At 51.7% G+C, this 24,929-nt stretch carries 25 protein-coding genes and 1 pseudogene; 11 read left to right on the forward strand and 15 right to left on the reverse strand.

The window, feature by feature from the left end; all coding sequences use genetic code 11:
- Positions 1 to 10: 10 nt before the first annotated feature.
- On the reverse strand, positions 11 to 2,689 hold the full coding sequence (gene adhE, locus ECL_RS08030; protein ID WP_013096268.1) for a bifunctional acetaldehyde-CoA/alcohol dehydrogenase: 2,679 nt from the start codon (positions 2,687 to 2,689) through the stop codon (positions 11 to 13).
- 478 nt (positions 2,690 to 3,167) lie between these two features.
- Here adhE and ECL_RS08035 point away from each other — a divergent pair.
- The 7 genes and pseudogenes from ECL_RS08035 (at position 3,168) to ECL_RS08065 (ending at position 11,051) form a co-directional block, all read left to right on the forward strand.
- A pseudogene (locus tag ECL_RS08035) lies at positions 3,168 to 3,814 on the forward strand (YchE family NAAT transporter).
- A gap of 770 nt (positions 3,815 to 4,584) precedes the next feature.
- The gene (oppA, locus tag ECL_RS08040; RefSeq protein WP_013096270.1) at positions 4,585 to 6,216 is read left to right on the forward strand and encodes an oligopeptide ABC transporter substrate-binding protein OppA; all 1,632 of its coding nucleotides are present in this window, start codon (positions 4,585 to 4,587) and stop codon (positions 6,214 to 6,216) included.
- An 83-nt stretch (positions 6,217 to 6,299) separates the two neighbouring features.
- A complete protein-coding gene (gene oppB, locus ECL_RS08045) occupies positions 6,300 to 7,220 on the forward strand; it encodes an oligopeptide ABC transporter permease OppB (RefSeq protein ID WP_013096271.1) in 921 nt (306 codons plus the stop codon).
- A gap of 12 nt (positions 7,221 to 7,232) precedes the next feature.
- Complete coding sequence (gene oppC / locus ECL_RS08050; RefSeq protein WP_013096272.1) at positions 7,233 to 8,141, forward strand: oligopeptide ABC transporter permease OppC; 909 nt, start codon at positions 7,233 to 7,235, stop codon at positions 8,139 to 8,141.
- 11 nt (positions 8,142 to 8,152) lie between these two features.
- Entirely contained in the window at positions 8,153 to 9,166 is a 1,014-nt protein-coding gene (gene oppD / locus ECL_RS08055; RefSeq protein ID WP_013096273.1) for an ABC transporter ATP-binding protein, read from the forward strand.
- Entirely contained in the window at positions 9,163 to 10,167 is a 1,005-nt protein-coding gene (gene oppF / locus ECL_RS08060; protein ID WP_013096274.1) for a murein tripeptide/oligopeptide ABC transporter ATP-binding protein OppF, read from the forward strand. Before oppD ends, oppF begins: the two co-directional genes overlap by 4 nt.
- 14 nt (positions 10,168 to 10,181) lie before the next feature.
- Positions 10,182 to 11,051 (forward strand): ion transporter, encoded by an 870-nt coding sequence (locus tag ECL_RS08065; RefSeq protein WP_013096275.1) that lies wholly within the window; start codon positions 10,182 to 10,184, stop codon positions 11,049 to 11,051.
- 29 nt (positions 11,052 to 11,080) lie between these two features.
- Here ECL_RS08065 and ECL_RS08070 read toward each other — a convergent pair whose 3' ends face one another.
- The gene (locus ECL_RS08070; RefSeq protein ID WP_013096276.1) at positions 11,081 to 11,410 is read right to left on the reverse strand and encodes an HI1450 family dsDNA-mimic protein; all 330 of its coding nucleotides are present in this window, start codon (positions 11,408 to 11,410) and stop codon (positions 11,081 to 11,083) included.
- A 33-nt stretch (positions 11,411 to 11,443) separates the two neighbouring features.
- Complete coding sequence (gene cls / locus ECL_RS08075) at positions 11,444 to 12,904, reverse strand: cardiolipin synthase (RefSeq protein WP_013096277.1); 1,461 nt, start codon at positions 12,902 to 12,904, stop codon at positions 11,444 to 11,446.
- A gap of 144 nt (positions 12,905 to 13,048) precedes the next feature.
- Between cls and ECL_RS08080 the strand changes: the two genes are divergently transcribed.
- Positions 13,049 to 13,222 (forward strand): YciY family protein, encoded by a 174-nt coding sequence (locus tag ECL_RS08080; RefSeq protein WP_086528096.1) that lies wholly within the window; start codon positions 13,049 to 13,051, stop codon positions 13,220 to 13,222.
- A 107-nt stretch (positions 13,223 to 13,329) separates the two neighbouring features.
- On the forward strand, positions 13,330 to 13,965 hold the full coding sequence (leuE, locus tag ECL_RS08085) for a leucine efflux protein LeuE (protein WP_013096278.1): 636 nt from the start codon (positions 13,330 to 13,332) through the stop codon (positions 13,963 to 13,965).
- Positions 13,966 to 14,000: 35 nt separating this feature from the next.
- Here the strand turns inward: leuE and ECL_RS08090 are convergent, their stop codons facing one another.
- On the reverse strand, positions 14,001 to 14,297 hold the full coding sequence (locus ECL_RS08090) for a YciI family protein (protein ID WP_013096279.1): 297 nt from the start codon (positions 14,295 to 14,297) through the stop codon (positions 14,001 to 14,003).
- Between the two features lie 220 nt (positions 14,298 to 14,517).
- On the opposite strand from ECL_RS08090, the gene tonB reads away from it, so the two are divergent.
- Complete coding sequence (tonB, locus tag ECL_RS08095; protein ID WP_013096280.1) at positions 14,518 to 15,243, forward strand: TonB system transport protein TonB; 726 nt, start codon at positions 14,518 to 14,520, stop codon at positions 15,241 to 15,243.
- Positions 15,244 to 15,281: 38 nt separating this feature from the next.
- Here the strand turns inward: tonB and yciA are convergent, their stop codons facing one another.
- The 4 genes from yciA to ECL_RS08115 form a co-directional block, all read right to left on the reverse strand.
- Positions 15,282 to 15,677, reverse strand: coding sequence for an acyl-CoA thioester hydrolase YciA (gene yciA, locus ECL_RS08100; RefSeq protein WP_013096281.1), 396 nt, complete (start codon positions 15,675 to 15,677; stop codon positions 15,282 to 15,284).
- A gap of 105 nt (positions 15,678 to 15,782) precedes the next feature.
- A complete protein-coding gene (locus ECL_RS08105; RefSeq protein ID WP_013096282.1) occupies positions 15,783 to 16,322 on the reverse strand; it encodes a septation protein A in 540 nt (179 codons plus the stop codon).
- Positions 16,323 to 16,378: 56 nt separating this feature from the next.
- Complete coding sequence (locus ECL_RS08110; RefSeq protein ID WP_013096283.1) at positions 16,379 to 17,122, reverse strand: YciC family protein; 744 nt, start codon at positions 17,120 to 17,122, stop codon at positions 16,379 to 16,381.
- A 25-nt stretch (positions 17,123 to 17,147) separates the two neighbouring features.
- Positions 17,148 to 17,552 carry a YkgJ family cysteine cluster protein gene (locus ECL_RS08115; protein WP_013096284.1) on the reverse strand — a complete coding sequence of 135 codons (405 nt, stop codon included), beginning with the start codon at positions 17,550 to 17,552 and terminating at the stop codon, positions 17,148 to 17,150.
- 281 nt (positions 17,553 to 17,833) lie between these two features.
- Between ECL_RS08115 and ompW the strand changes: the two genes are divergently transcribed.
- Positions 17,834 to 18,466 (forward strand): outer membrane protein OmpW, encoded by a 633-nt coding sequence (ompW, locus tag ECL_RS08120; RefSeq protein WP_013096285.1) that lies wholly within the window; start codon positions 17,834 to 17,836, stop codon positions 18,464 to 18,466.
- A 53-nt stretch (positions 18,467 to 18,519) separates the two neighbouring features.
- On the opposite strand, the gene ECL_RS08125 is transcribed toward ompW, so the two are convergent.
- The 7 genes from ECL_RS08125 to ECL_RS08155 form a co-directional block, all read right to left on the reverse strand.
- Entirely contained in the window at positions 18,520 to 18,924 is a 405-nt protein-coding gene (locus ECL_RS08125) for a cell envelope integrity TolA C-terminal domain-containing protein (RefSeq protein WP_013096286.1), read from the reverse strand.
- 88 nt (positions 18,925 to 19,012) lie between these two features.
- Positions 19,013 to 19,447 carry a universal stress protein UspF gene (gene uspF, locus ECL_RS08130; protein WP_013096287.1) on the reverse strand — a complete coding sequence of 145 codons (435 nt, stop codon included), beginning with the start codon at positions 19,445 to 19,447 and terminating at the stop codon, positions 19,013 to 19,015.
- 132 nt (positions 19,448 to 19,579) lie between these two features.
- Positions 19,580 to 19,813, reverse strand: coding sequence for a sulfurtransferase-like selenium metabolism protein YedF (yedF, locus tag ECL_RS08135; protein ID WP_013096288.1), 234 nt, complete (start codon positions 19,811 to 19,813; stop codon positions 19,580 to 19,582).
- Complete coding sequence (gene yedE / locus ECL_RS08140; RefSeq protein WP_013096289.1) at positions 19,810 to 21,021, reverse strand: selenium metabolism membrane protein YedE/FdhT; 1,212 nt, start codon at positions 21,019 to 21,021, stop codon at positions 19,810 to 19,812. The genes yedF and yedE overlap by 4 nt, the downstream gene beginning before the upstream one ends.
- Before the next feature lie 165 nt (positions 21,022 to 21,186).
- On the reverse strand, positions 21,187 to 22,305 hold the full coding sequence (locus ECL_RS08145) for a phage integrase Arm DNA-binding domain-containing protein (RefSeq protein ID WP_013096290.1): 1,119 nt from the start codon (positions 22,303 to 22,305) through the stop codon (positions 21,187 to 21,189).
- A 298-nt stretch (positions 22,306 to 22,603) separates the two neighbouring features.
- A complete protein-coding gene (locus tag ECL_RS08150; RefSeq protein WP_013096292.1) occupies positions 22,604 to 22,846 on the reverse strand; it encodes a DUF4060 family protein in 243 nt (80 codons plus the stop codon).
- Entirely contained in the window at positions 22,833 to 24,734 is a 1,902-nt protein-coding gene (locus ECL_RS08155; RefSeq protein ID WP_013096293.1) for an exodeoxyribonuclease VIII, read from the reverse strand. Before ECL_RS08155 ends, ECL_RS08150 begins: the two co-directional genes overlap by 14 nt.
- Positions 24,735 to 24,929 lie beyond the last annotated feature (195 nt).

A 24,929-nucleotide genomic window follows, 5' to 3' on the forward strand; every position in this document is an offset into this window, starting at 1 on the left:
CAGCGGTCAATTAAGCGCTTTTCTTCGCTTTTTTGTCAGCTTTAATGACTGGTGCTTCTGTTTTCACAGCAGCAACGTCACCTTCTTTGAACTCACGTCCGTAGAATGTATCCAGCAGGATCTGTTTCAGCTCGGAGATCAGTGGGTAACGCGGGTTCGCACCTGTACACTGGTCATCGAATGCATCTTCAGACAGCTTATCAACGTGTGCCAGGAAGTCAGCTTCCTGAACACCCGCTTCGCGGATAGATTTAGGAATGCCCAGTTCAGCCTTCAGGCTTTCCAGCCATGCCAGCAGTTTCTCGATCTTCGCAGCAGTACGGTCGCCCGGTGCGCTCAGACCCAGGTGGTCTGCGATTTCAGCGTAACGACGACGTGCTTGCGGACGGTCGTACTGGCTGAAAGCAGTCTGCTTGGTTGGGTTGTCATTCGCGTTATAACGGATAACGTTGCTGATCAACAGGGCGTTCGCCAGACCGTGAGGGATGTGGAACTGAGAACCCAGTTTGTGAGCCATGGAGTGGCAAACCCCGAGGAAGGCGTTAGCAAACGCGATACCGGCGATGGTTGCTGCACTGTGGACACGCTCACGGGCAACCGGGTTTTTAGACCCTTCGTTGTAAGACGCTGGCAGGTTTTCTTTCAGTAGTTTCAGCGCCTGCAGAGCCTGACCATCAGAGAACTCAGAAGCCAGTACGGAAACATAGGCTTCCAGGGCGTGAGTCACAGCGTCCAGACCACCGAATGCACACAGTGATTTCGGCATATCCATCACCAGGTTGGCATCAACGATGGCCATATCTGGGGTCAGCGCGTAGTCAGCCAGTGGGTATTTCTGACCCGTTGCGTCATCAGTGACCACCGCGAACGGCGTAACTTCAGAACCTGTACCGGAAGTGGTGGTAACGGCGATCATCTTCGCTTTTACGCCCATTTTCGGGAACTTGTAGATACGTTTACGGATGTCCATAAAGCGCAGCGCCAGTTCTTCGAAATGGGTTTCTGGATGTTCGTACATTACCCACATGATTTTCGCGGCGTCCATTGGGGAACCACCACCCAGTGCGATAATCACATCTGGTTTGAAGGAGTTCGCCAGCTCCGCACCTTTACGCACAACGCTCAGGGTTGGGTCAGCTTCAACTTCAAAGAACACTTCAGTTTCTACGCCAGCGGCTTTCAGAACAGAGGTGATCTGGTCAGCGTAACCGTTGTTGAACAGGAAACGGTCAGTCACGATGAGCGCACGTTTGTGGCCATCAGTAATCACTTCATCCAGCGCGATTGGCAGAGAACCACGGCGGAAGTAGATAGATTTCGGAAGTTTGTGCCACAACATGTTTTCAGCTCGCTTAGCAACGGTTTTCTTGTTGATCAGGTGTTTTGGACCAACGTTTTCAGAGATGGAGTTACCACCCCAGGAACCACAACCCAGAGTCAGGGAAGGTGCGAGTTTGAAGTTGTACAGGTCGCCGATACCACCCTGAGAAGCCGGGGTGTTGATCAGGATACGTGCAGTTTTCATCATCTGACCAAAGTGAGCAACACGTTCTGGCTGGTTATCCTGGTCAGTGTACAGGCAAGAGGTGTGGCCGATACCACCCATCGCAACCAGTTTCTCTGCTTTCTCAACTGCGTCTTCGAAATCTTTGGCGCGGTACATCGCCAGAGTAGGGGACAGTTTTTCGTGAGCGAATGGTTCGCTTTCGTCGACAACTTTAACTTCACCAATCAGAATTTTGGTGGTTGCCGGAACAGTGAAGCCTGCCAGTTCAGCGATTTTATACGCTGGCTGACCCACGATAGCCGCGTTCAGCGCGCCATTTTTCAGAATGATATCCTGAACCGCTTTCAGCTCTTTGCCCTGCAGCAGGTAGCCGCCGTGGCTGGCGAAACGTTCGCGAACAGCATCATAAACGGAATCAACAACAACAACAGACTGCTCAGAAGCACAGATAACACCGTTGTCGAAGGTTTTGGACATCAGCACGGACGCAACAGCACGTTTGATATCGGCCGTTTCATCAATAACTACAGGGGTATTACCCGCGCCTACGCCGATAGCAGGTTTACCGGAACTGTATGCCGCTTTAACCATGCCAGGACCACCGGTCGCCAGGATCAGGTTAATGTCCGGGTGGTGCATCAGCGCGTTAGAAAGCTCAACGGACGGTTGGTCGATCCAGCCGATCAGATCTTTAGGTGCACCGGCAGCAATCGCAGCCTGCAGAACGATGTCAGCGGCTTTGTTGGTCGCATCTTTTGCACGTGGGTGCGGGGAGAAGATGATTGCGTTACGGGTCTTCAGGCTGATCAGAGATTTGAAGATAGCGGTAGACGTTGGGTTGGTGGTTGGAACGATACCGCAAATAATGCCGATAGGTTCTGCAATGGTGATAGTACCGAAAGTGTCGTCTTCAGACAGCACGCCACAGGTTTTCTCATCTTTATAGGCGTTGTAGATATACTCTGAAGCGAAGTGGTTTTTGATCACTTTATCTTCAACGATACCCATGCCGGATTCGGCAACGGCCATTTTAGCGAGAGGGATTCGAGCATCTGCAGCAGCCAGAGCGGCCGCGCGGAAGATTTTATCAACCTGTTCTTGGGTGAAATTGGCATATTCACGCTGGGCTTTTTTAACGCGCTCGACGAGGGCGTTCAGTTCAGCGATATTAGTAACAGCCATAATGCTCTCCTGATAATGTTTAAACTCTTTTAGTAAACCAGCGCTCGATACGTCAGACAGTATAGACAGAGCCAATACGACTTGCGTAACACACAGTAAAACAATGGGTTACTTCCTGCACCAGCACACTAATTTACTAAAAGAGCCTTACCTTAGCATCATCCTTTTTTGGCAGGTCATCTCCCTGGGGGCGTAATCAAGATTACTCACTTCTGAGTACGAAAATCATGATCTGCGTCAATTTTCCCCCAAGCTGATACCTTTCAGCAGGGTTATTTCTTTGAGATTATTCCAGTGTTAAATAATTAAGTAACTATTGGAAGTGGCGCTATCATTGCTTATACAAATATTTAACATCATGAATTGATAACGTTTTGGCACAGATTTCTGGTGAAGTATGCTGATAAAAAGCGTATCTTCAGCGCGATTTTCACTGACAGTTGTCAGCCCCGGGGCATACGCATAAGCGGAGCAAAATGTGATCTTATCGCTCTTTGATTTTCCTACATATTTTAAGTTTTTATTGGTTTGTTTGCATTGGTCAACCCGGTGGGGATCATTCCTGTCTTCATTAGTATGACCAGTTACCAGACGGCGGCGGCCAGAAACAAAACCAATCTTACCGCTAACCTGTCAGTGGCGATTATTCTCCTGACCTCCCTTTACCTTGGGGATGCCATTCTTCAGGTGTTCGGTATCTCGATTGATTCTTTCCGTATTGCGGGTGGGATCCTGGTGGTCACCATCGCTATGTCGATGATCAGCGGTAAGCTGGGGGAAGACAAACAGAACAAGCAGGAAAAATCAGAAACCGCCATTCGCGAGAGCATAGGCGTAGTGCCGCTGGCGTTACCGCTGATGGCCGGTCCCGGCGCTATTAGCTCGACGATTGTCTGGGGTACGCGCTACCACAACTGGGTGCATCTGATTGGCTTTTCTGTCGCCATTGCCATTTTTGCGCTTTGTTGTTGGGGCGTGTTCCGCATGGCACCCTGGCTGGTGCGTCTGCTTGGGCAGACAGGCATCAACGTCATTACCCGTATTATGGGGTTGCTATTGATGGCCCTGGGCATCGAATTCATTGTGACCGGCATCAAAAGCATTTTCCCCGGCTTATTGCACTGACATTTCGTACGAAAGAACGGAGCCAACGGCTCCGTTTTTTTTACGTGAATATCAGCAAATCATATAAATAAAGTTGAAATGCTTACCTGTCATAATAAATTCTACTAATAATGTTCAATTCTTATATTTCAACAAGTTATTAATCCTACCGTTTCCTGCCTGCACAGAAAACCTGCGATCATTCTGTTATTTTACTCACACGATACTCTGGGGCTTGCTGAGTGATAACCGAAATGATATTAGTAAATTCAACGTTCCCTTAGAGGAATGTGCTAAATAATAATCAGTTGTTAAGTTTTTGTACAAAATGACGTGATGGTAGCGCAGCGACGCGCGCAGAGAGACTGATTTTTTTATCTCTTTGAATGAAAAGATTTTTATTGTCCTTTCATGTCAGGCAGGGCTGCCCTCAACGATTTAGTACACTTCGTAAAAGAGAATTGCTTAACAAATTTGCAAAATGTATTGGCGTGCGTTTCCGCCTTTTGATACTTTCCGGCCTAATATTTTGCAGCATAAAACAAGAAGATGAGAATTATTTTCATATAGTCATCTTCGCGAATATCCAACACATGTCTCAGACAGGGGAGACATGGAAAGAATCGACGCAAGACGGCCATACGAGCGGTCAGTAATAAAGAAGTCGGTGATAGCAAGAAGTAAAAAAGAACCTGACAGCAGCAAAAAAAACTCCTGCGCTGTACAGGCCCCAACAGGGGATTACACAGCTGGCGAAGGCCAGTAATTATAATGAGTGGAGTACCAACACAATGTCCATCATCACAAAAAAAAATCTGATAGCGGCGGGGATTTTAACTGCGCTAATCGCGGGCAACGCTGCAATGGCTGCGGACGTGCCTGCAGGGGTACAGCTGGCTGAGAAGCAGACGCTGGTACGTAACAACGGGGCGGAAGTTCAGTCTCTTGATCCGCATAAAATTGAGGGCGTGCCAGAGTCAAACGTCAACCGCGACCTGTTTGAAGGGCTGCTGGTCACTGACGTAGAAGGCCACCCGGCGCCGGGTGTCGCCGAAAAGTGGGAAAACAAAGATTTTAAAGTCTGGACCTTCCATCTGCGCAAAGATGCTAAATGGTCCGACGGTACACCGGTTACCGCCGAAGATTTCGTTTACAGCTGGCAGCGCCTGGCGAATCCAAACACCGCCTCTCCGTATGCGAGCTATCTGCAATATGGCCATATCGCCAATATCGATGACATCATCGCCGGTAAAAAACCGGTCACCGATTTGGGTGTAAAAGCGATTGATGCCAACACGTTTGAAGTGACGTTGAGCGAACCTGTTCCGTACTTCTATAAGCTGCTGGTTCACCCGTCTGTCTCCCCGGTACCGAAATCCGCAGTGGAAAAATTCGGTGAAAAATGGACCCAGCCTGCCAATATTGTGACCAACGGTGCTTATAAACTGAAAGACTGGGTGGTCAACGAACGTATGGTTCTGGAGCGTAACCCGCAATACTGGGATAACGCCAAAACCGTGATTAACCAGGTGACCTACCTGCCAATCTCTTCTGAAGTGACTGACGTGAACCGCTACCGCAGCGGTGAAATCGACATGACCTATAACAACATGCCGATTGAACTGTTCCAGAAACTGAAGAAAGAGATCCCGAAAGAAGTTCATGTCGATCCATACCTGTGTACTTATTACTACGAAATTAATAACCAGAAAGCACCGTTCACCGACGTACGTGTCCGTACGGCGCTGAAGCTGGCACTGGATCGCGATATCATCGTGAACAAAGTGAAAAACCAGGGCGATCTGCCAGCCTACAGCTACACTCCACCGTACACCGATGGCATGAAACTGGTTGAGCCTGAGTGGTTCAAGTGGTCACAGGAAAAACGTAACGAAGAAGCGAAAAAACTGCTGGCCGAAGCGGGGTATACCGCAGATAAGCCGCTGACGTTTAATCTGTTGTACAACACGTCCGATCTGCATAAAAAACTGGCGATTGCCGTTGCCTCTATTTGGAAGAAAAACCTGGGCGCGAACGTTAAGCTGGAAAACCAGGAGTGGAAAACCTTCCTGGATACCCGTCATCAGGGCACCTTTGACGTGGCGCGTGCAGGCTGGTGTGCGGACTATAATGAACCGACATCTTTCCTGAATACCATGCTCAGCGACAGCTCGAACAACACGGCGCACTATAAGAGCCCGGCATTCGATAAGCTTATCGCTGAAACGCTGCAGGTTACTGACGATGCAAAACGCGCAGACCTGTACGCCAAAGCAGAACAACAACTCGATAAAGACTCGGCAATTGTACCGGTTTACTACTACGTGAACGCCCGCCTGGTGAAACCATGGGTTGGCGGCTATACCGGTAAAGACCCGTTGGATAATATTTCCGTTAAGAATCTTTATATTATCAAGCATTAATGGCAATACGTGGGGCGGGCCTGGCTTGCCCCACTGTGTCTACTTTGTAACATTCATCAGGCACACGCCAGAAGGTACGGGCAATGTTGAAATTTATCCTGCGTCGCTGTTTAGAAGCGATACCAACGTTATTTATTCTAATTACAATTTCCTTCTTTATGATGCGTCTCGCGCCGGGAAGTCCATTCACGGGTGAACGTACGCTGCCACCTGAAGTGATGGCGAACATCGAAGCGAAATATCATTTAAACGATCCTATCTCCACGCAATACTTCAACTATCTGAAGCAACTGGCGCATGGCGATTTCGGGCCGTCATTCAAATATAAAGACTATTCCGTTAACGACCTGGTGGCATCCAGCTTCCCGGTATCGGCAAAACTGGGTGCTGCGGCATTCTTGTTGGCCGTGGTTCTCGGGGTCACCGCAGGCGTTATCGCCGCGCTTAAACAAAATACCAAATGGGATTATACGGTAATGGGGGTCGCAATGACCGGGGTGGTTATCCCCAGCTTCGTTGTCGCGCCGTTACTGGTGATGATATTTGCCATCACGCTGAAATGGCTGCCCGGCGGCGGCTGGAACGGCGGGGCACTGAAATTCATGATTTTACCGATGGTGGCGCTTTCTCTGGCTTACATCGCCAGTATCGCGCGCATCACCCGTGGTTCGATGATTGAAGTGTTACATTCAAACTTCATCCGTACCGCGCGCGCGAAAGGGTTGCCGATGCGCCGGATTATCTTCCGCCATGCGCTCAAGCCGGCTCTTTTACCTGTGCTCTCGTACATGGGACCGGCGTTCGTCGGTATTATTACCGGTTCAATGGTTATTGAAACCATCTACGGTCTGCCGGGTATTGGCCAGCTGTTTGTTAACGGTGCCCTCAACCGCGACTATTCTCTGGTGCTGAGCCTGACGATCCTCGTGGGTGCGTTGACCATTCTCTTTAACGCTGTTGTCGATGTGCTGTATGCCGTTATCGACCCGAAAATCCGTTACTAACTGGAGCACGCCATGATGTTGAGTAAGAAAAACAGCGAGGCGCTGGAAAACTTCAGTGAAAAACTGGAAGTCGAAGGTCGTAGCCTCTGGCAGGACGCCCGCCGTCGCTTTATGCATAACCGCGCAGCGGTCGCCAGTCTGGTTGTTCTGGTGCTGATCGCGCTGTTTGTGACCCTGGCGCCGATGCTGTCGCAATTCACCTATTTCGATACGGACTGGGGCATGATGTCCAGCGCGCCGGATATGGAGTCCGGCCACTACTTTGGTACGGACTCGTCCGGCCGTGACCTGCTGGTCCGCGTTGCCATTGGTGGCCGTATTTCATTGATGGTGGGGATTGCAGCAGCGCTGGTGGCCGTGATCGTCGGCACGCTCTATGGCTCGCTCTCCGGCTATCTCGGCGGGAAAGTGGACTCGGTCATGATGCGTCTGCTGGAGATTTTAAACTCCTTCCCGTTCATGTTCTTCGTGATCCTGCTGGTGACCTTCTTCGGCCAGAACATCCTGTTGATCTTCGTGGCCATCGGCATGGTCTCCTGGCTGGATATGGCGCGTATCGTACGTGGCCAGACGCTGAGCCTTAAACGCAAAGAGTTTATCGAAGCGGCGCAGGTGGGGGGTGTATCGACAGGGAATATCGTTGTCCGCCACATTGTTCCTAACGTGCTGGGCGTGGTGGTGGTGTATGCCTCACTGCTGGTACCAAGCATGATCCTGTTTGAATCCTTCCTGAGCTTCCTGGGGCTGGGCACGCAAGAGCCGCTGAGCAGTTGGGGCGCGCTGTTGAGCGATGGCGCAAACTCAATGGAAGTTTCACCGTGGCTGCTGTTATACCCGGCGGGTTTCCTGGTCGTGACCCTGTTCTGTTTCAACTTTATCGGCGATGGCCTGCGTGATGCCCTCGACCCGAAAGACCGTTAAGGAGCGCCGTCATGACAATTATTGAAACGGCAACTGCGCCACAGGCGCAACAGCGGAGTGACCTTCTGCTGGATGTAAACGATCTCCGCGTCACCTTTAAGACGCCGGACGGGGATGTCACCGCCGTAAACGATCTCAACTTCAACCTGCGCGCGGGTGAAACGCTGGGTATCGTGGGCGAATCCGGCTCCGGGAAATCTCAGACGGCGTTCGCGCTGATGGGGCTGCTGGCCGCAAACGGTGTGATTGGCGGATCCGCCAAATTCAACGGACGCGAGATCCTCAACCTGCCTGAACACGAGCTGAACAAGCTGCGTGCTGAGCAGATTTCGATGATTTTCCAGGATCCGATGACCTCGTTGAACCCGTACATGCGCGTCGGTGAGCAACTGATGGAAGTCCTGATGCTGCACAAAGGGTTGAGCAAAGCTGAAGCCTTTGAAGAGTCCGTTAAAATGCTCGATGCGGTAAAAATGCCAGAGGCGCGTAAGCGCATGCGCATGTTCCCGCATGAGTTCTCTGGCGGTATGCGTCAGCGTGTGATGATTGCCATGGCGCTGCTGTGTCGTCCAAAACTGCTGATTGCCGATGAACCGACCACCGCGCTGGATGTGACCGTCCAGGCGCAAATCATGACCCTGCTGAACGAGCTTAAGCGTGAGTTCAACACGGCGATTATCATGATCACCCACGATTTGGGCGTGGTTGCCGGTATCTGTGACAAAGTGCTGGTAATGTATGCCGGCCGTACGATGGAATATGGCAAAGCGCGCGATGTTTTCTATCAGCCTGCGCACCCGTACTCGATCGGCCTGTTGAATGCGGTGCCACGTCTTGATGCGGAAGGGGAATCCCTGTTGACCATTCCGGGCAACCCGCCAAACCTGCTGCGCCTGCCGAAAGGCTGCCCGTTCCAGCCGCGCTGCCCGCACGCGATGGAGATTTGTAACAGCGCTCCGCCGCTGGAAGAGTTTGCACCAGGCCGTCTGCGCGCCTGCTTTAAGCCGCAGGAGGAGCTGGTATGAACGCATTAGATGAAAAAAGAAATGTGCTGCTCGAAATTGCCGATCTTAAAGTGCATTTCGACATCAAAGACGGTAAACAGTGGTTCTGGCAGCCGCCCAAGACCCTGAAAGCTGTGGATGGCGTAACGCTTCGTCTGTATGAAGGGGAAACGCTGGGCGTGGTGGGTGAGTCCGGATGCGGTAAATCGACCTTTGCGCGTGCCATTATCGGTCTGGTGAAAGCGACCGGCGGTAAAGTGGCGTGGCTGGGTAAAGATCTGCTGGGGATGAAGCCCGAAGAGTGGCGCGACGTACGCAGCGATATCCAGATGATATTCCAGGATCCGCTGGCGTCCTTAAACCCGCGTATGACCATCGGTGAAATCATTGCCGAGCCGCTGCGGACCTATCATCCGAAGATGCCACGTCAGGAAGTACGCGATCGTGTTAAGGCGATGATGATGAAAGTGGGGCTGCTGCCAAACCTCATCAACCGCTATCCGCACGAATTCTCCGGCGGCCAGTGTCAGCGTATCGGTATTGCCCGCGCGTTAATCCTTGAGCCGAAGCTGATCATCTGCGATGAGCCTGTCTCCGCGCTGGACGTGTCGATTCAGGCGCAGGTGGTTAACCTGCTACAGAAGCTGCAGCGTGAGATGGGGCTGTCGCTGATCTTCATTGCGCACGACCTGGCGGTGGTGAAGCACATTTCTGACCGCGTACTGGTCATGTACCTGGGCCATGCCGTGGAGCTGGGCACCTATGATGAGGTGTACCACAATCCACTGCACCCCTACACCAAAGCGCTGATGTCCGCGGTGCCAATTCCCGATCCCGATCTGGAAAAAAATAAAAGCATCCAGCTGCTGGAAGGCGAATTGCCGTCGCCGATTAACCCGCCATCAGGCTGCGTGTTCCGTACGCGTTGCCCACTGGCCGGGCCGGAGTGTGCGAAAACACGACCGGTTCTGGAAGGCAGTTTCCGACATGCGGTTTCCTGCCTGAAAGTAGACCCGTTATAATCGCAAGGGCTGACATGATGTCAGCCCTTATTTTTTGCGAGGTTACCGTGTCGAGTCTATTCACCTCTGCCCGTCGGCGGCTTTATCATTTTCTATTCGATCCTAAAACGATATCCGGACGCCGCTTCGAAGGGATCTGCGGGCTGTTTGCACTCATCAGCGTGGTGGTTATTTTCTTTGAATCGGGAGCCGGGACGCAGTATCACCTGACCTATGATGAATGGCATATATTTGTCTGGATCGAACTGATTATTACCCTGGTCTTTACTGCCGAATATCTGCTGCGGGTCGTCTGCTGGCCCAACCCGGCGAGATATGTTTTCAGCTTCTGGGGATTTATCGATTTAGCCACCGTCCTGCCGCTCTACGTCATGTGGTTGTGGCCGGAGATTAGCCTGAGCTATGTCTTTGCATGGCGGGCGATGCGCGTTATTCGTGTATTACGTATTCTGAAATTGCTGCGTTTTATGCCGTCTCTCCGGGTCTTCTGGAGCGCAATAGTCAGTGCCCGGCATCAGCTCATTCTGTTTTACTCGTTTATCGCGATCGTCATGATTGTTTTCGGTGCGTTGATGTATCTGATAGAAGGGCCAAAATATGGCTTCACAACGCTGAATGCCTCAGTGTATTGGGCCATTGTCACCGTCACGACCGTTGGCTACGGGGATATCACGCCGCATACGCCGCTTGGACGTATCGTCGCATCGGTGCTGATTCTGATTGGGTATTCGGTGATTGCCATTCCGACAGGTCTTATCACAACCCATATGAGCAGCGCATTTCAGAGCCGCAAACAGCAGCGAAAATGTCCGGGTTGTCACCAGGCTGAACATGAGCTTAACGCCCGCTTCTGTAACCGTTGCGGGAGTGCGCTACCGGATTAAACAAAAAAGGCTGCATCCGCAGCCTTTTACTATTCGCGCCAGATGATATGGCACAGCTTATGGTCTTTCTCGCGGCAGAGCAGCACGCGGGCGAAGATGTCATTAATTTCGCCACCATCTTCATCTGCCAGCCCAATCACCACTTCGGCAAAGAAGTCAGGATTGAGATCGTAATCCACGTGCTCAGCCCAGTCTTCTGCAGGGTCGAATAACTCCGCGCCGCCGCGCTCTTCGAACTGCAGATTAAAGAGGATCACATCTGCGGGATCGAGGTTATCAACCGCCAGTTCGAGAAAAATGTCATAGGCCTGCTCGAGCGTTTCGTCTTCGGTCAGGCGATTGTTCAGATCCATTTCCATGATGACTACCTGTTAAACATCGTTGGGCACGTTTTACAGCAACGGACTAAAGAAGTAAAACAGTCGTTCAGCAATTCTCTGCCACAGCGGACGTTTTACCCACAGCCGGGCATCCAGCAGGCGCGAACGGGAGATATAATCGTCCTGTACCGCCGCCAGGTCACCGCCGAATCCGGCATCATCAATGACCAGCGTGATTTCAAAGTTTAACCACAGGCTGCGCATATCCAGGTTTACCGTGCCCACCAGACTTAACTCACCGTCCACGAGGACGCTTTTGGTATGCAGGAGCCCGCCTTCAAACTGGTAGATTTTTACCCCGGCGGCAAGCAGTTCGCTAAAGAACGCGCGGCTGGCCCAGCCCACCAGAAGTGAGTCATTTTTGCGTGGCAGAATGATGCTGACATCGACACCGCGCTGTGCTGCGGTGCAGATTGCGTGCAGCAGGTCATCGCTCGGAACGAAGTAGGGCGTGGTCATGATCAAATATTCACGCGCCGCGTAAGTGGCGGTCAGTAGCGCCTGATGGATTAAATCCTCCGGGAAACCCGGCCCGGAGGCAATGGTATGGATGGTATGTCCGCTGGCCTCTTCAAAGGGCATGATATTGCCATCCGGTGGCGGCGGGAGAATACGTTTGCCGGTTTCTATCTCCCAGTCGCAGGAATAGACAATCCCCATGGAGGTGGCGATAGGCCCTTCCATCCTTGCCATCAGGTCAATCCACTGGCCGACCCCCGAGTCCTGCTTGAAGAAGCGGGGATCAACCATGTTCATGCTGCCGGTATAGGCAATATAGTTGTCGATCATGATCATCTTGCGGTGCTGGCGAAGATCCATCCGGCGCAGGAAAACGCGCAGTAAATTGACCTTTAACGCCTCGACCACTTCGATGCCGGCATTACGCATCATCCCTGCCCAGGGGCTACGGAAAAAGGCGACGCTGCCTGCGGAGTCGAGCATCAAACGGCAGTGAATGCCACGACGTGCGGCAGCCATCAGCGATTCCGCCACCTGGTCTGCCATCCCGCCGGGCTGCCAGATATAGAACACCATCTCGATATTGTGACGAGCCAGTTGAATATCGCGGATCAAGGCCTGCATGACGTCATCAGAAGAGGTCAGCAGCTGGAGCTGATTGCCTTTTACGCCTCCAATACCTTGTCTGAGTTCGCACAGTTTAAATAATGAGGAGGCAACGCTGCTGTTTTCTTCTGCGAAGATGTGTTTACAGGCTTTAAGATCGCTCAGCCATTTGGCGGTGGAAGGCCACATGGCCCGGGCACGCTCGGCACGACGCTTGCCCAGATGAAGTTCACCGAAAGAGAGATAGGCGATAATTCCTACCAGCGGCAGGATATAAATTATAAGAAGCCAGGCCATGGCAGAGGGTACGGCTCTGCGCTTCATCAGGATGCGCAATGTCACACCCGCGATTAACAGCCAGTATCCCAGAATGACCAGCCAACTCACCACGGTGTAGACGGTTGTCATAGGTAAAAAAATCCTTTTGAAAGCGTATTGTTATGAGTGTACGCATCAGGAATCATCTGGCAAATAAAAACGCCAGGTAAAAGCGCTGGTTTGCTGCAGGGTTGGGTTTATAATGGCCTCTCTTTTAAAGAAAGAGTTGTAGACATGAAGCGCAGTAGAACTGAAGTAGGGCGCTGGCGCATGTTGCGACAGGTGAACCGTCGTAAGGCTCGTTGGCTGGAAGCACAATCCCGCCGCAATATGCGTATACACGCCATCAGGAAATGTGGAATGACCCGGCACCGCAATGCGTTGCTGTTCGCAGTCCAGGATTTCTGAGAACCATCAGGGCACCGCAAGGTGCCCAATGATTTTATGGCGTATGGTTGTTGGGAATAGCGTCTTTGCAGCGCTATTCCTGTTGTGTTGAGCAAAAGGAGGGAGAAGTGTTTGCGGAGTTTGGCGTACTGAATTTCTGGACATACGTTGTCGGCGCATTTTTTATTGTGCTGGTGCCAGGGCCGAATACTTTATTTGTGCTGAAAACTGGGATTGGTCACGGCGTTAAAAAAGGGTATCTCGCCGCCACCGGCGTGTTTATCGGCGATGCCGTACTGATGTTCCTGGCCTGGGCGGGCGTTGCCGCGTTAATTCAGACCACACCGGTACTGTTTAATATCGTACGTTATTTAGGTGCTTTTTATCTGCTGTGGCTGGGCGGTAAAATGCTCTGGTCGGTTATTACCCGTCAGAATAATACACATGAAAGCGGTACCGAGCCTGCCAGCATGATCATGAAACGCTCGCTGGTATTGAGCCTGACGAACCCGAAAGCTATTCTGTTCTACGTCTCGTTCTTTGTTCAGTTTATCGATGTGAATGCGAAGAATACCGGTACCTCTTTCCTGATCCTCGCGACCACGCTTGAGCTAATAAGCTTTATGTATATGAGCTTCCTGATCTTCTCAGGCGCTTTTGTCACACGTTATCTGAAAACGAAAAAGAAACTGGCAAAGCTGGGGAACGGCCTGATAGGACTGTTGTTTGTCGGGTTTGCGGCGCGATTAGCATCGCTGCATTGATTGAAAGAAAGGCTCCTGAGGGAGCCTTTTTGGTATCAGAACACTTTCTTGTACGGTCGAACCGTCACTTTCGCATACACACCCGCAGCAACGTACGGATCGGCATCGGCCCAGGCCTGAGCGGCCTCCAGGGATTCAAACTCGGCAATCACCGTGGAGCCAGAAAAACCGGCAGCACCCGGATCGTTGCTGTCGACGGCCGGCATAGGGCCCGCAGTCAGTAAACGCCCTTCATCCTGCAGCAACTGTAAGCGTGCGAGGTGAGCAGGGCGTACAGACTGGCGTTTTTCCAGGGAATCAGCGACATCTTCAGAGTAAATCACGTAAAACACGGTGAAGCTCCTTAACCATTAAAAGTGTCAGTTACGTTATGTGAAAGGACAACTGACTGCAATGTAAAATAAAAACAATGTTAATACCCTGATCTGAATGCCTCTTTTTTGGCCTCTCCCGCGCCTAAATTGCGCCAGAACAAAGTGTCTTATTGAATATGATTGCTATTTGCATTTAAAATCAGGATTCGGTTTTTTAACGTTGATGATTATGACTTCGATGACCCTTGATTTACCTCGCCGCTTTCCCTGGCCGACGCTGCTTTCTGTCGTGATTCACGGTGCTGTCGTGGCGGGTTTGCTCTATACCTCGGTTCATCAGGTTATTGAAATGCCAGCGCCTTCGCAGCCCATTTCAGTGACGATGGTCTCGCCTGCGGATCTTGAGCCGCCGCAGGTTGCACCACCGCCGCAGCCGGTTGCTGAGCCGGAGCCAGAACCAGAACCTGAGCCGGTTCCCGAGCCACCAAAGGAAGCGCCGGTGGTGATCCATAAGCCAGAACCCAAACCGAAGCCTAAGCCGAAACCAAAACCGGTGAAAAAGGTGGAGGAGCGCCCTAAACGGGAAGAACGCCCGGTTGAACCACGCGCTACGCAGAGGGTCGAAAACACAGCGCCTTCGCGTCCGTTGATGAACAACACGCCCGCGACCGCAAAACCGACGCCAACCGCGCCCGCTGGCCCGCGCGCCGTGAGCCGCAACCAGCCGCAATATCCTCCTCGTGCTCAGGCGTTGCGCATTGAAGGTCGTGTGCGGGTCAAATTTGACGTTACCCCGGACGGGCGTGTCGATAACGTGGAAATCTTGTCTGCTCAGCCTTCAAATATGTTTGAGCGTGAAGTGAAATCGGCGATGCGCAGATGGCGTTATGAGCCAGGCAAACCAGGCAGTGGGTTGATCGTTAATATTGTTTTCCGCCTGAACGGCGGGGCGCAGATGGAATAAGAAAAGCCTCCGCAAGGAGGCTTTTTTATGCCTGACGATCAGGCCTGAGGCAGCTGGCGGGGTTTGCCCTCGCTATCGACTGCCACATAAATAAACAGCGCTTCTGTTGCTTTATAACGCTGTCCAATCGGTTCAGATGAGACCTTTTTCACCCAGACTTCAATGTTAATGGAAATGGAAGTATTACCGCGCTTGACGCAGCGTGCATAGCAGCAGACCACATCACCCACCGCGACCGGGCGCAGGAAGGTCATCCCATCCACCCGGACTGTCACAACGCGACCATGCGCGATCTCTTTTGCCAGAATTGCGCCGCCCATATCCATTTGCGACATCAGCCAGCCGCCAAAAATATCGCCATTGGCATTCGTGTCCGCAGGCATTGCCAGTGTGCGTAAAACCAGTTCGCCCTGAGGGGCGTCATTTGTTGTCATTGTTTTAAACTCGTAACTGAAGACTTCAGGCGGGATGCTACTATGATTTTTGGCAGGAGAGAATAGACCAGAACGCCTGTTGTGCACGTTCTGGTCGGGGATTCATCAGTGTTTATCATCCTGCGGCATGTGCCGGTAGATATAGACACCGCTTAACAGAGTGAAGATGAGCGTCAGCGCCGTCAGACCAAAGACCTTGAAGTTGACCCAGATATTCTGCGGCAGCCAGAAGGCGATGTAGATATTCGCCAGGCCGCAAAGAATAAAGAACAGCGCCCAGGCGATATTCAGACGGGACCATACTTCCTGTGGCAGCGTCAGCTCTTTACCCAGCATGCGCTGGATCAGTGGCTTTTTCATTACCCACTGGCTGATCAGCAATGCACCGGCAAACAGTGCGTAAATCACGGTGACTTTCCATTTAATGAATTCATCGTTGTGAAAGAACAGCGTCAGCCCACCGAACACGGCCACCAGTGCGAACGTAATCAGAGCCATTTTTTCGACTTTACGATAGCGAACCCAGCTGTAGATCAGCACTATAGCGGTAGCAACGATCAGCGCCATCGTGGCTGCATAAATGTCATACAGCTTATAAAACGCGAAAAACACGACCAGCGGTAAAAAATCAAGAAACTGCTTCATTCTGTGATTCCATCTTCTGTGTGGGGCCGGGTGCTGCGATGCACCCGGCCACAGGATTACTGACGAATTAACATATACAGGCGGAACAGATAAACCAGCAGTATCGCTGAAATCAGATTACTCAGCGTGTTGGCTACCACCGCACCGACGTTCGGCGTTAAGACTGCAAAGTTTGGGGCAAACAGCAGCAGGAGCGTTTTGGCCAGCAGCCAGCTAATTACGGCCGGTGCCACCAGGCGCATATTGGCCCATGCCAGTTTGATGCTGCTGCGCATGGCGGTAAAGATCCCCATTTTGTCCTGCACCACCATCACCGGAGCGAACGCGAGGACGATAGCCAGCAGCACGCCTGGAACCACAACGAGCATGATCCCCATCTGCACCAGCAGGGTGGTTAAAAAGATGAGGATAAACAGCTTAGGCAATACCGGCGCGCTGGCACCGATCGCCCGTAAGGCGCTGACGCGGTGGCCTGCAGAAACCAGCTGGATCATCAGCAGAACGCCGCCCGCGAGAATGGCATTGCCGATCAGTCCTGAGAAAGTCGATGCCGCAGAGGCCCGCAGCAGGATTTGCTGCTGCTCTGGCGTCATGTTTTGCACCAGTTCAAACAACCCCACGCTACCTGCAAGATGGTCGCCCTGGCTCAGGCTGGCAATCTGTTCGTCACTCGGAGAGAACGCGTGACCCAGCACCACCGTAATAAAGGCGCATAACAACGCGATCAGTAAAAAGGTTACGAACTGATTGCGGAAAAAGTTTCCCGTGTCACGGTAGACAGACTTCGCCGTGATAGACATGCACTCTCCTTGAGTATTGCAGGTGTTAATTAGCCGGCAATTGTACACCGGATAACGCGGTCGTGGCAGCATCAAGGCTTGTATGGAAAAGCATATCTTTGTAAAGCGGCGGTAATCCGAAGCGCGCGCGGGCGCGATTACAGGCTTCGTTGACCTGACCCTCTTCGCCAGACATCGTAAAGTCCCGACACGGGCTGGGGCGATCCTCATAGATGGAGCAGCGGGTCGACACGCCTGGCTCGCCTTGTAACGCCACACAGCGGGCCTGCTTTTGATTCGTACCGCTCATGCAGCGCAGAAAGGGGGATAACGGTTCAGTGAGATGAACCGGAACGGTACCGCCGCCATCGCTGGCTTCGGCCCAGTAGAAAGAGACTCGAAAATACGCACAACAGGCTCCGCACGTCATGCACGGGTTCATATCACTCATGGCACACCTGCAAAAAAGAACGCATCAAATCACATTGTGAGAGCGCTAAATTATCCAGCCGCCATTCGAAGAGCAAGAGGGGGGAAACAGAAAATTTTGTAACCGGGAAATGCCAAAAATTGACGTAAGAACAACTTTTGGCCTTACGGTGTGTCACCAAAAATTAACCCAGATCAATGAATGTTAAGTTACTGGTTTTAATGTGATCTGTGACAGATCACTTATTACTCATTTGTGAGTATATTCTCATCCGCAGCTAAAACCACAACGATGGAGCGGATATGAAAAAATTAGCGGTGGCAGCCCTTATCTTAAGCAGTCTCTCTGGCGGCGCGTATGCGCATGAAGCAGGTGAATTCTTTATTCGTGCCGGTTCGGCAACGGTACGTCCAACTGAAGGTTCTGATAACGTGCTGGGAATGGGCGGCTTTAACGTCAGCAACAACACCCAGTTAGGTTTAACATTCACGTATATGGCGACGGATAACATTGGCGTTGAGCTTCTGGCAGCAACGCCATTCCGTCATCGCGTTGGTTTAGGCCCAACCGGTGATATCGCCACGGTGCACCATCTGCCGCCAACGTTGATGGCGCAGTGGTACTTTGGTGACTCAAGCAGCAAACTGCGCCCCTATATCGGCGCGGGCGTGAACTACACCACCTTCTTCGATGAGAAATTCAACGATACCGGTAAAGAAGCCGGACTGACCGATCTCAGTCTGAAAGATTCATGGGGCGTGGCAGGACAGGTGGGGATGGACTATCTCATTAACCGCGACTGGTTAATTAACGCCTCGGTCTGGTATATGGATATCGATACCGATGTCCGCTTCAAGGCAGGCGGACAGCAACAAAGCATCAGTACCCGTCTGGATCCATGGGTATTTATGTTCTCTGCGGGTTATCGTTTCTGATTCTACTTTCCGGGACTGGCCAGAACATGGCCAGTCTTTCTACCGACTTACCTCTACGGTTGCCCCTCCATGTTCCAGCGGGCAGAACCCATATCCTGAAATACACGCTCGTCTGTGAAGTGCGGGAAGGTGGCCCGTGTTGCCGCGTCGGCTAAAGCCTGGCAATACGCTTTGTCTCCGCCTTTTATCTCCAGGTTCTGCAATAGCCCGTCGATGGTAAAGTCGAGATGCATGTTGCATCGCTTACCATTCCAGGCGTGTGGATCGGCCAGCGCCGAGTCCAGCGCTTTCTTTATCGCGGCAGCCTGTTGACCATAGATATCCTTATCGGAGACTTTACCGGACTGCTTATAGGAGCACGAGTCGAGAGCGGTTTTCTTCTGACAACCTTCAGGCGCGAGAGGGGCACAGCCCGTTATTGCTGTGGCAAGGCATACCAGCATCACTACTTTTTTCATTGTTAAGTCCGTTTATTGAAATAATTTTTTTGTAAAACGTTTTAAATAAGCCCCGGTATATCGGGGCTTAAGTTTCTCACCAGCCTCGCTAGCGTACAACCAGCACCGGGCATTTTGCATGGCGTACCACAACTGCCGCGTTTGAACCTAAAAGGTAGGTTGTGATATCCGGTCGATGCGACGCGATGATAATGAGGTCAGCGTTGATACTGTCAGCCAGCTTCAGGATCTGATCTTTAGGCGCACCTGAAATGGCGTGTGTCTCCACACGATCGGCAGGTAAATTGAACTGCTTAACCATCTCTTTGAGCTTCGTAAGGGCTTCCTCCTGAATCTCCGCAAGCTTTGGCATTTCAACCGAATACGCCAGCCCAAGCGATGAATAGTAAGGGAAAGAAGGCACTACCGTCAGAAAATGGATTTTACCGTTACCGATTGCTGCGTTTGCCTGAACATAGGGAATCACCTGTTCGGTCAGACGACTTTCAGAGATATCGACAGGGACTAAAATTGAATTAAACATACCTCACCTCCTGTTTGTTTTTTATCCACTTTAAGTGTAGTGCTACCATTTTCAGTGGCGCTGTATTCGCCATCAAAATGGGAGGTGAGGCAGCTTTTTTGACGGGGGGGACGCCCCCCGTCACCTGGCGGTTTACTTCTGGATAAGATAGCGAATGGTCGGGCCATCCTGCTGAATATCCAGTACGGTATAACCGTGGTTTTTGGCATCCAGAGGAATGTTGTTGATGGACTGCGGGCAGTCGCTCACCACTTCCAGAATTTCCCCTTTTTGAAGCTGCGGGAGCGCTTCAAGCGTAGCGACAGCCGGGTAAGGACACGGTTCACCGACCATATCAAGGCGGTAGTCAGGCACAATCTCTTTCATGCTGCATTCTCCTGGGGTTCAGGTTTAACCGTGGCACGGCGGAAGAAACGTTTCTCTTGCGCGACAACCAGTAAAAAAGCGACCAGTAGCAGGGCGTAGGTCACCAGCAGCCCGCCGAGCGGGCCAAACGTGCTGAGCAGATTCACCTTGTCCCAGTTCGTGGCCAGCACCGGAGACAAATCGTCCCAGTACCAGGCCAGCAGGGTGGAGCCGATGACGTTCCCCAGACCTACCCACCAGTAATGCACCTGACCTTCAACCGCGCGGTACATCCAGCCGGTTTCACACCCACCAGCCAGTACAATTCCGAAGCCAAACAGCAGGCCGCCAATCACCGCGTTCGGACCAGCCCACATGATTTTCGGCTCAACACCCAGCTGCACATAGCTGAAGATGCCAATGGCGCTTACCGCCATACCCGCAATAATCGCTTTGGCCATCATTGAACGGCCGGTGATCCACATATCGCGAAACGCCGAGGTGAAACAGATCTGCGCACGTTCTATCAGCAGGCCGAAACCGACACCGAACAACATGGCCAGACCCAGCTTAGGCTGGTTGAGCGCCGTACAGAGCGCCCAGGCGACCATGGCGAAAAAGACCAACATGCCGAGACGAAAACGACGACGCGCCTGAGAAGGCTTTTGCGTCAGCGGCGAGGCAGCGCTGACCTTCACCATTTTGACCGGAATGCGGAACAGCGGCAGGAGGGTAAACTTCGCGCCAAAGTAAGAGCCAATCGCCGTGGCGACAGCAAAAAACCAGGCGTGCAGCGAAAACTGTGGAATGCCGGTAAAGAAAGCGGCCAGGTTGCACCCCATCGCCAGACGGGCGCCGAACCCGGCAATCATGCCGCCGACAATCGCCTGCGTAACGCGTATCCGGCTTTTAGGCATTCGCAACTTAACGTTGTTAGCCCACAGCGCGGCGGCAAAACACCCCCCGAACATGCCGATAATCATCATACCGTCGATGCGGGTCAGCGGCGTGCCGTCCAGATGAATAAGCTTAAAGTAACCCCACTCCTCGGTATGTACGCCAGCGAGCTGCAGCAGTTGCCCACCCCAGCGGGTGAATTCGCCGGTCACGGCCCAGAAGGTGCCGGTAATGCCGAAATAGTAGGTGGAAAGGATCCCCGCCGCGATGACGGCCGGTACTGGTGACCAGAACTTAACCAGGTAAGTCTGTTTGAAGTATTGCCATGACATGAGTAAGCCTCTGAACTCAGAAGGTGTAGGTTGTTTTAACGGACTGGAATATATAACTTTTTTCCTTTCTCCAAAACCTCTCCAAAACTTTTCTCCAAAATACCTACCTTTTTTATGACCTCCATCAGTAATCAATCCTCTCCCCAGGAGCACCGCAGCGAAAAATTAAATTGCAAGTTTGGTCCATTCCTTCCCGCGATCATCGTTGTATCTGTCGGTGGTTGACTGCGTTTTATGCCCCAGCAAAATTTTCGTATCGATCCCCTGGGCGCGGTAAAGTCGTTCGGACAATGAGCGCTGTTCGTGAAACGTTGTTGGTGTTTTTCCTGCAGGCGGTACGATACCGGCTGCATCACGTGCCGCGGCAAACTCTTTAGAAACCAAAATCAGATTCACAGGTTTCGCCTTATTGTTCATTTTTCCGTGCAAGAGATAGGGACTGACAAACCTATCCCTACATTTCCGTATTACATCCTCCAGCGATAAGCCAATGGCTTCACAACGGAGGTTCAGCGGCAACGCAATACGGGCCCCCGTTTTGCTTTGCTCGATGTGCAGATAGCCGTCCTTAATGTCTGAAAATTTCATGTTCGCAATATCCTCCCGGCGCTGACCAGTGACTAAGGCAAGCAGCATCGCTTTATGCGAGTACCGATCCTCGGGTATTTGCGCCAGTATTTTTTTCCATTCGTCCAGAGAGAGGCGCGCACGTGTAACTTTCACCGAAGGTTTTTTTGTTGCTGCTGGTGGGTTCCATCCAGGAGGCACCTCTCCTGCATGTTGTGCTTCAGTGAAAATATCCACCCACACCACCCGATTACAGAGGGCGCTGCTGGCATGTCCTGCATCCAGATATTCATCCAATAACACGGCAAAATCCTTTACCTCCAAACTCTTCATTGGCCGGGAACCAAGCCGCCTGGAAAGCAACTCTGCCATGCGTTTTTTTTCTTTAAAGCGTTTCAGCGATAGCGACCCGGCATCCAGGCTTTGTTTCTGAATCTTCAGATATCGTTCAATCCATGCTTTGAGGCTGATCCCGCGCTGTGCTGTTGCTTTTGGACTATCATCAATTTGGCGCAAATAGTGCTCGGCTTCTGCTGCTGCAATTCTCTGATTTGCCGTTGTGGCTATTTTTTCCGCTTTCTCTCTATCTGTTCCCAGGCCATGGAACTTACCCGTTAAAGGGTTTTTATACTGGTAGTATGTTTTTGCTGTGCGACGATCAAACCGGGCATACAGCCCGGAAATTGATACATTATTTTTTCGTGGCCTTGGTGACATCGCTCAGGATCTCCCGCAAAATTTCGTCATCGTCAGTGTGAATTTCTGGTTCGACTCCCGTCGCGCCTGGTCCGATATAAATTGCCTGTTCGTCTATACACCAACGATTTCCAATTTTAATCGGCCTCGGTTGTATGTATCCCAGTTTCCCGTGTTTCACCAGGCATGTGATTGTTATGGGGAAGTGCAATCTGCGAGCTTTCCAGTCCCGCAGCGGTATCAGACTTTGTTCACTCATAGCTATCACTCTTGATAGCCAGCTGCGATCATACGTGCTGCAGCTAGCGGATATTGAATCTCACGAATCAGCCAACCCTGGCAGGCGGCGAAGATGACGGGCTCTGGTCATGGCCGTCGCCACATAACTACGGCTCCGGTTGACGACTTCGACTGTCACTTTCTGTTCGCCGACACGCACTGTGTAAATCGTCTGGGTATAGCGACGCCCATGTTCGCCATATTTTTCAAAATGGCATTTGAGCGCGGCGGCGCATGCTGGCCCGCCGATACTGTCTCCCTTGCTACGGTTAATCAGACGCACAGGAGCCTTCCTGATGGTTGATAACGCTGCGGGCAAGCCCGGCGGCCATAGCCGGAAATTCTTCATACTGATTGCAATAAGCTGGGTTGGAACATAGGCCCTGAAGCGCTGCAATGGTCAGCTGCTGCAGGTAGGTCACAGACGAAAGCGGCGCGTTTGTTTCAGGTGCTGGATCGGGGGTGGCAATCGGATTTGCAGTAACGGCCGGCGGATCGAGCACGACAGATTTTGGTGGTGCCGGGCGGCGGTATTCCACGATCGCATCAAGAGCGATTTTCTGACGAACGCTAACATCGTCGGACCAGCGATCCAGCATGGTGGTGGCCACGTCGTGGATCTCCTCGTCAGTGAAATCAGGAGACAGGCAAAATTCTGTGGCGGTGATATCTTCCATCAGTAACGGGACAACATCCGAAACGAGCTGGCCGGCACATGCCACTACGCCCTCTGCCTCTTCTTTCCCCATGATGTTAGTGCGTCCAGAAATAAGGTCATTCAGCGCATGCAGAATCGCAATTTCGCGGTCATTTGGCGCTGGTGGCACTTCCTGCTTTTCGACCTCATTTGAGGGGGAATTATTAATCAGTGCTTCAACAGAGAAGACTCCGCCGCCCAGGTTCTCCATCCGTGGCTGGTCAGTGGTCTGCTGTTCTGGCGCGGAGCTGTGAGCGAATGTCTCGTTGAGTTCTTTTTCGAGTTGCGCAGCTTTCCCTGGGCAAACTGCTGGTAGCTCAGTTTCGCCCGGTACAGTCGATTCGGTTTCATCATTTTCTTTTTTCTCAGAATTAGTACGAGGTTTAGGGCGGCAGGCGATCTCTACCGTTTTCTGGTCAGGGTTCGCATGGTCACATTCAACCAGCTCGCGATTGATATACTCACGTAATGCGACAGGATCGATCCAGAGGTCTTCCGGGGCGGATTTAATCAACGCGATTATGGCCGCGCGGGAATAGTCCAGAATGCCTGGGGTGCTACGCAGTTTTTTCCACCATGCTGTGAAGCGGGGATCCTGTTCTGCTTCGGCCATGGCTTTCGCTGGAATCATGTATTTATTCGGGATCCAGTAAATGTCGATCTCGTCGTACATGCTGAGAATGGCAACAGCCACTTCGATACGCAGCGTAGAGAGGTTATGAACCAGATCCGGGCTGCGGTCTGTCTTGTTGCCACCACCCAACGTGGAGCCGGTGTCTGTACGGTTTTCTTCTGTGGTGGTGACAGACTGAGGTCGCTTATCAACTGGGGTATCGATCCATTTAGCGATCTGCTTTTTGATATCCGGCCACTGCGCAGATTCTTTGGTGTTCTCACGTAACCAGGAGAGCAATTGCTCCTGGCGTTCCGGCGCCAGCTCAAGCGCGCGGCGCTCTTTTGCCAGTGCTTCTGCAAGCTCGCGAGCAAAGCTGGGTTCATCATCATTTTTCAGATCGACGATCTGGCCGTACTGCGCTGAAGTGATTCCAGGGACCGGGCCGAACAGTGCCAGACAAGCTGCGCGGGATGCCAGATCGAGCTGTGCAACGATTTTAATTTCTTCCTGAGTCTTATTGTCCTCCCATTCTTCCTTTGCTTCAGCTTCTGGCTGTGGTGCCGCAGCTGGTTCACCAGCATTCACATTCCATACTGCTACACTTTCGAAAAACTCAGATGAGAAAACGTCAAAATCAGGGCACGGAAGTTCTTCGCGGTGTTCCCAGATTTTCACCTTAAAATAATCATCAATATGTTCAGGGTGTTCTGCCGCCAGCTTGCCGAAAATAACGGCTTCGGCGATCGCTTTTGTGGCTGCATTAACTGCAGTTGCAAGCGGTTTTAAATCTGGGTGTTTTTTTAATGCTTTATCTTTTGGGAAGTAAGCACCACCAAATACTTTTAACTCAACAGACATAATAACCTCGTTTAATATTTGAAAGATGATGTTGAATGAAATGGCTTGCGGATGCCGCGTTTTACTTTTCTTAAAGCGTCACGTTTTTCTCTTTTTTCATTACATTGCTCACATAAATAAATCGTGCGCTTAAAAGGGTATATGTCTGTTTTCCTTTCGTGCATTTCCGATTTTTTATATTCGTGGCAGCAAACA

It is taken from the genome of Enterobacter cloacae subsp. cloacae ATCC 13047 (genome assembly GCF_000025565.1).
GTDB classification, from domain to species: Bacteria; Pseudomonadota; Gammaproteobacteria; order Enterobacterales; family Enterobacteriaceae; genus Enterobacter; species Enterobacter cloacae.

Coding starts and splice junctions, on each gene's coding strand:
- ECL_RS08070 (WP_013096276.1), bottom strand. CDS start 11,410: ATGGAAATGGATCTGAACAATCGCCTGACCGAAGACGAAACGCTCGAG.
- oppF (WP_013096274.1), top strand. CDS start 9,163: ATGAACGCATTAGATGAAAAAAGAAATGTGCTGCTCGAAATTGCCGAT.
- yedE (WP_013096289.1), bottom strand. CDS start 21,021: ATGTCATGGCAATACTTCAAACAGACTTACCTGGTTAAGTTCTGGTCA.
- oppA (WP_013096270.1), top strand. CDS start 4,585: ATGTCCATCATCACAAAAAAAAATCTGATAGCGGCGGGGATTTTAACT.
- tonB (WP_013096280.1), top strand. CDS start 14,518: ATGACCCTTGATTTACCTCGCCGCTTTCCCTGGCCGACGCTGCTTTCT.
- oppD (WP_013096273.1), top strand. CDS start 8,153: ATGACAATTATTGAAACGGCAACTGCGCCACAGGCGCAACAGCGGAGT.
- yciA (WP_013096281.1), bottom strand. CDS start 15,677: ATGACAACAAATGACGCCCCTCAGGGCGAACTGGTTTTACGCACACTG.
- uspF (WP_013096287.1), bottom strand. CDS start 19,447: ATGTTTAATTCAATTTTAGTCCCTGTCGATATCTCTGAAAGTCGTCTG.
- ECL_RS08155 (WP_013096293.1), bottom strand. CDS start 24,734: ATGTCTGTTGAGTTAAAAGTATTTGGTGGTGCTTACTTCCCAAAAGAT.
- ECL_RS08125 (WP_013096286.1), bottom strand. CDS start 18,924: ATGAAAAAAGTAGTGATGCTGGTATGCCTTGCCACAGCAATAACGGGC.
- oppB (WP_013096271.1), top strand. CDS start 6,300: ATGTTGAAATTTATCCTGCGTCGCTGTTTAGAAGCGATACCAACGTTA.
- adhE (WP_013096268.1), bottom strand. CDS start 2,689: ATGGCTGTTACTAATATCGCTGAACTGAACGCCCTCGTCGAGCGCGTT.
- oppC (WP_013096272.1), top strand. CDS start 7,233: ATGATGTTGAGTAAGAAAAACAGCGAGGCGCTGGAAAACTTCAGTGAA.
- ompW (WP_013096285.1), top strand. CDS start 17,834: ATGAAAAAATTAGCGGTGGCAGCCCTTATCTTAAGCAGTCTCTCTGGC.
- ECL_RS08115 (WP_013096284.1), bottom strand. CDS start 17,552: ATGAGTGATATGAACCCGTGCATGACGTGCGGAGCCTGTTGTGCGTAT.
- ECL_RS08080 (WP_086528096.1), top strand. CDS start 13,049: ATGAAGCGCAGTAGAACTGAAGTAGGGCGCTGGCGCATGTTGCGACAG.
- ECL_RS08105 (WP_013096282.1), bottom strand. CDS start 16,322: ATGAAGCAGTTTCTTGATTTTTTACCGCTGGTCGTGTTTTTCGCGTTT.
- ECL_RS08065 (WP_013096275.1), top strand. CDS start 10,182: ATGATGTCAGCCCTTATTTTTTGCGAGGTTACCGTGTCGAGTCTATTC.
- yedF (WP_013096288.1), bottom strand. CDS start 19,813: ATGAAAGAGATTGTGCCTGACTACCGCCTTGATATGGTCGGTGAACCG.
- cls (WP_013096277.1), bottom strand. CDS start 12,904: ATGACAACCGTCTACACCGTGGTGAGTTGGCTGGTCATTCTGGGATAC.
- ECL_RS08110 (WP_013096283.1), bottom strand. CDS start 17,122: ATGTCTATCACGGCGAAGTCTGTCTACCGTGACACGGGAAACTTTTTC.
- ECL_RS08145 (WP_013096290.1), bottom strand. CDS start 22,305: ATGTCACCAAGGCCACGAAAAAATAATGTATCAATTTCCGGGCTGTAT.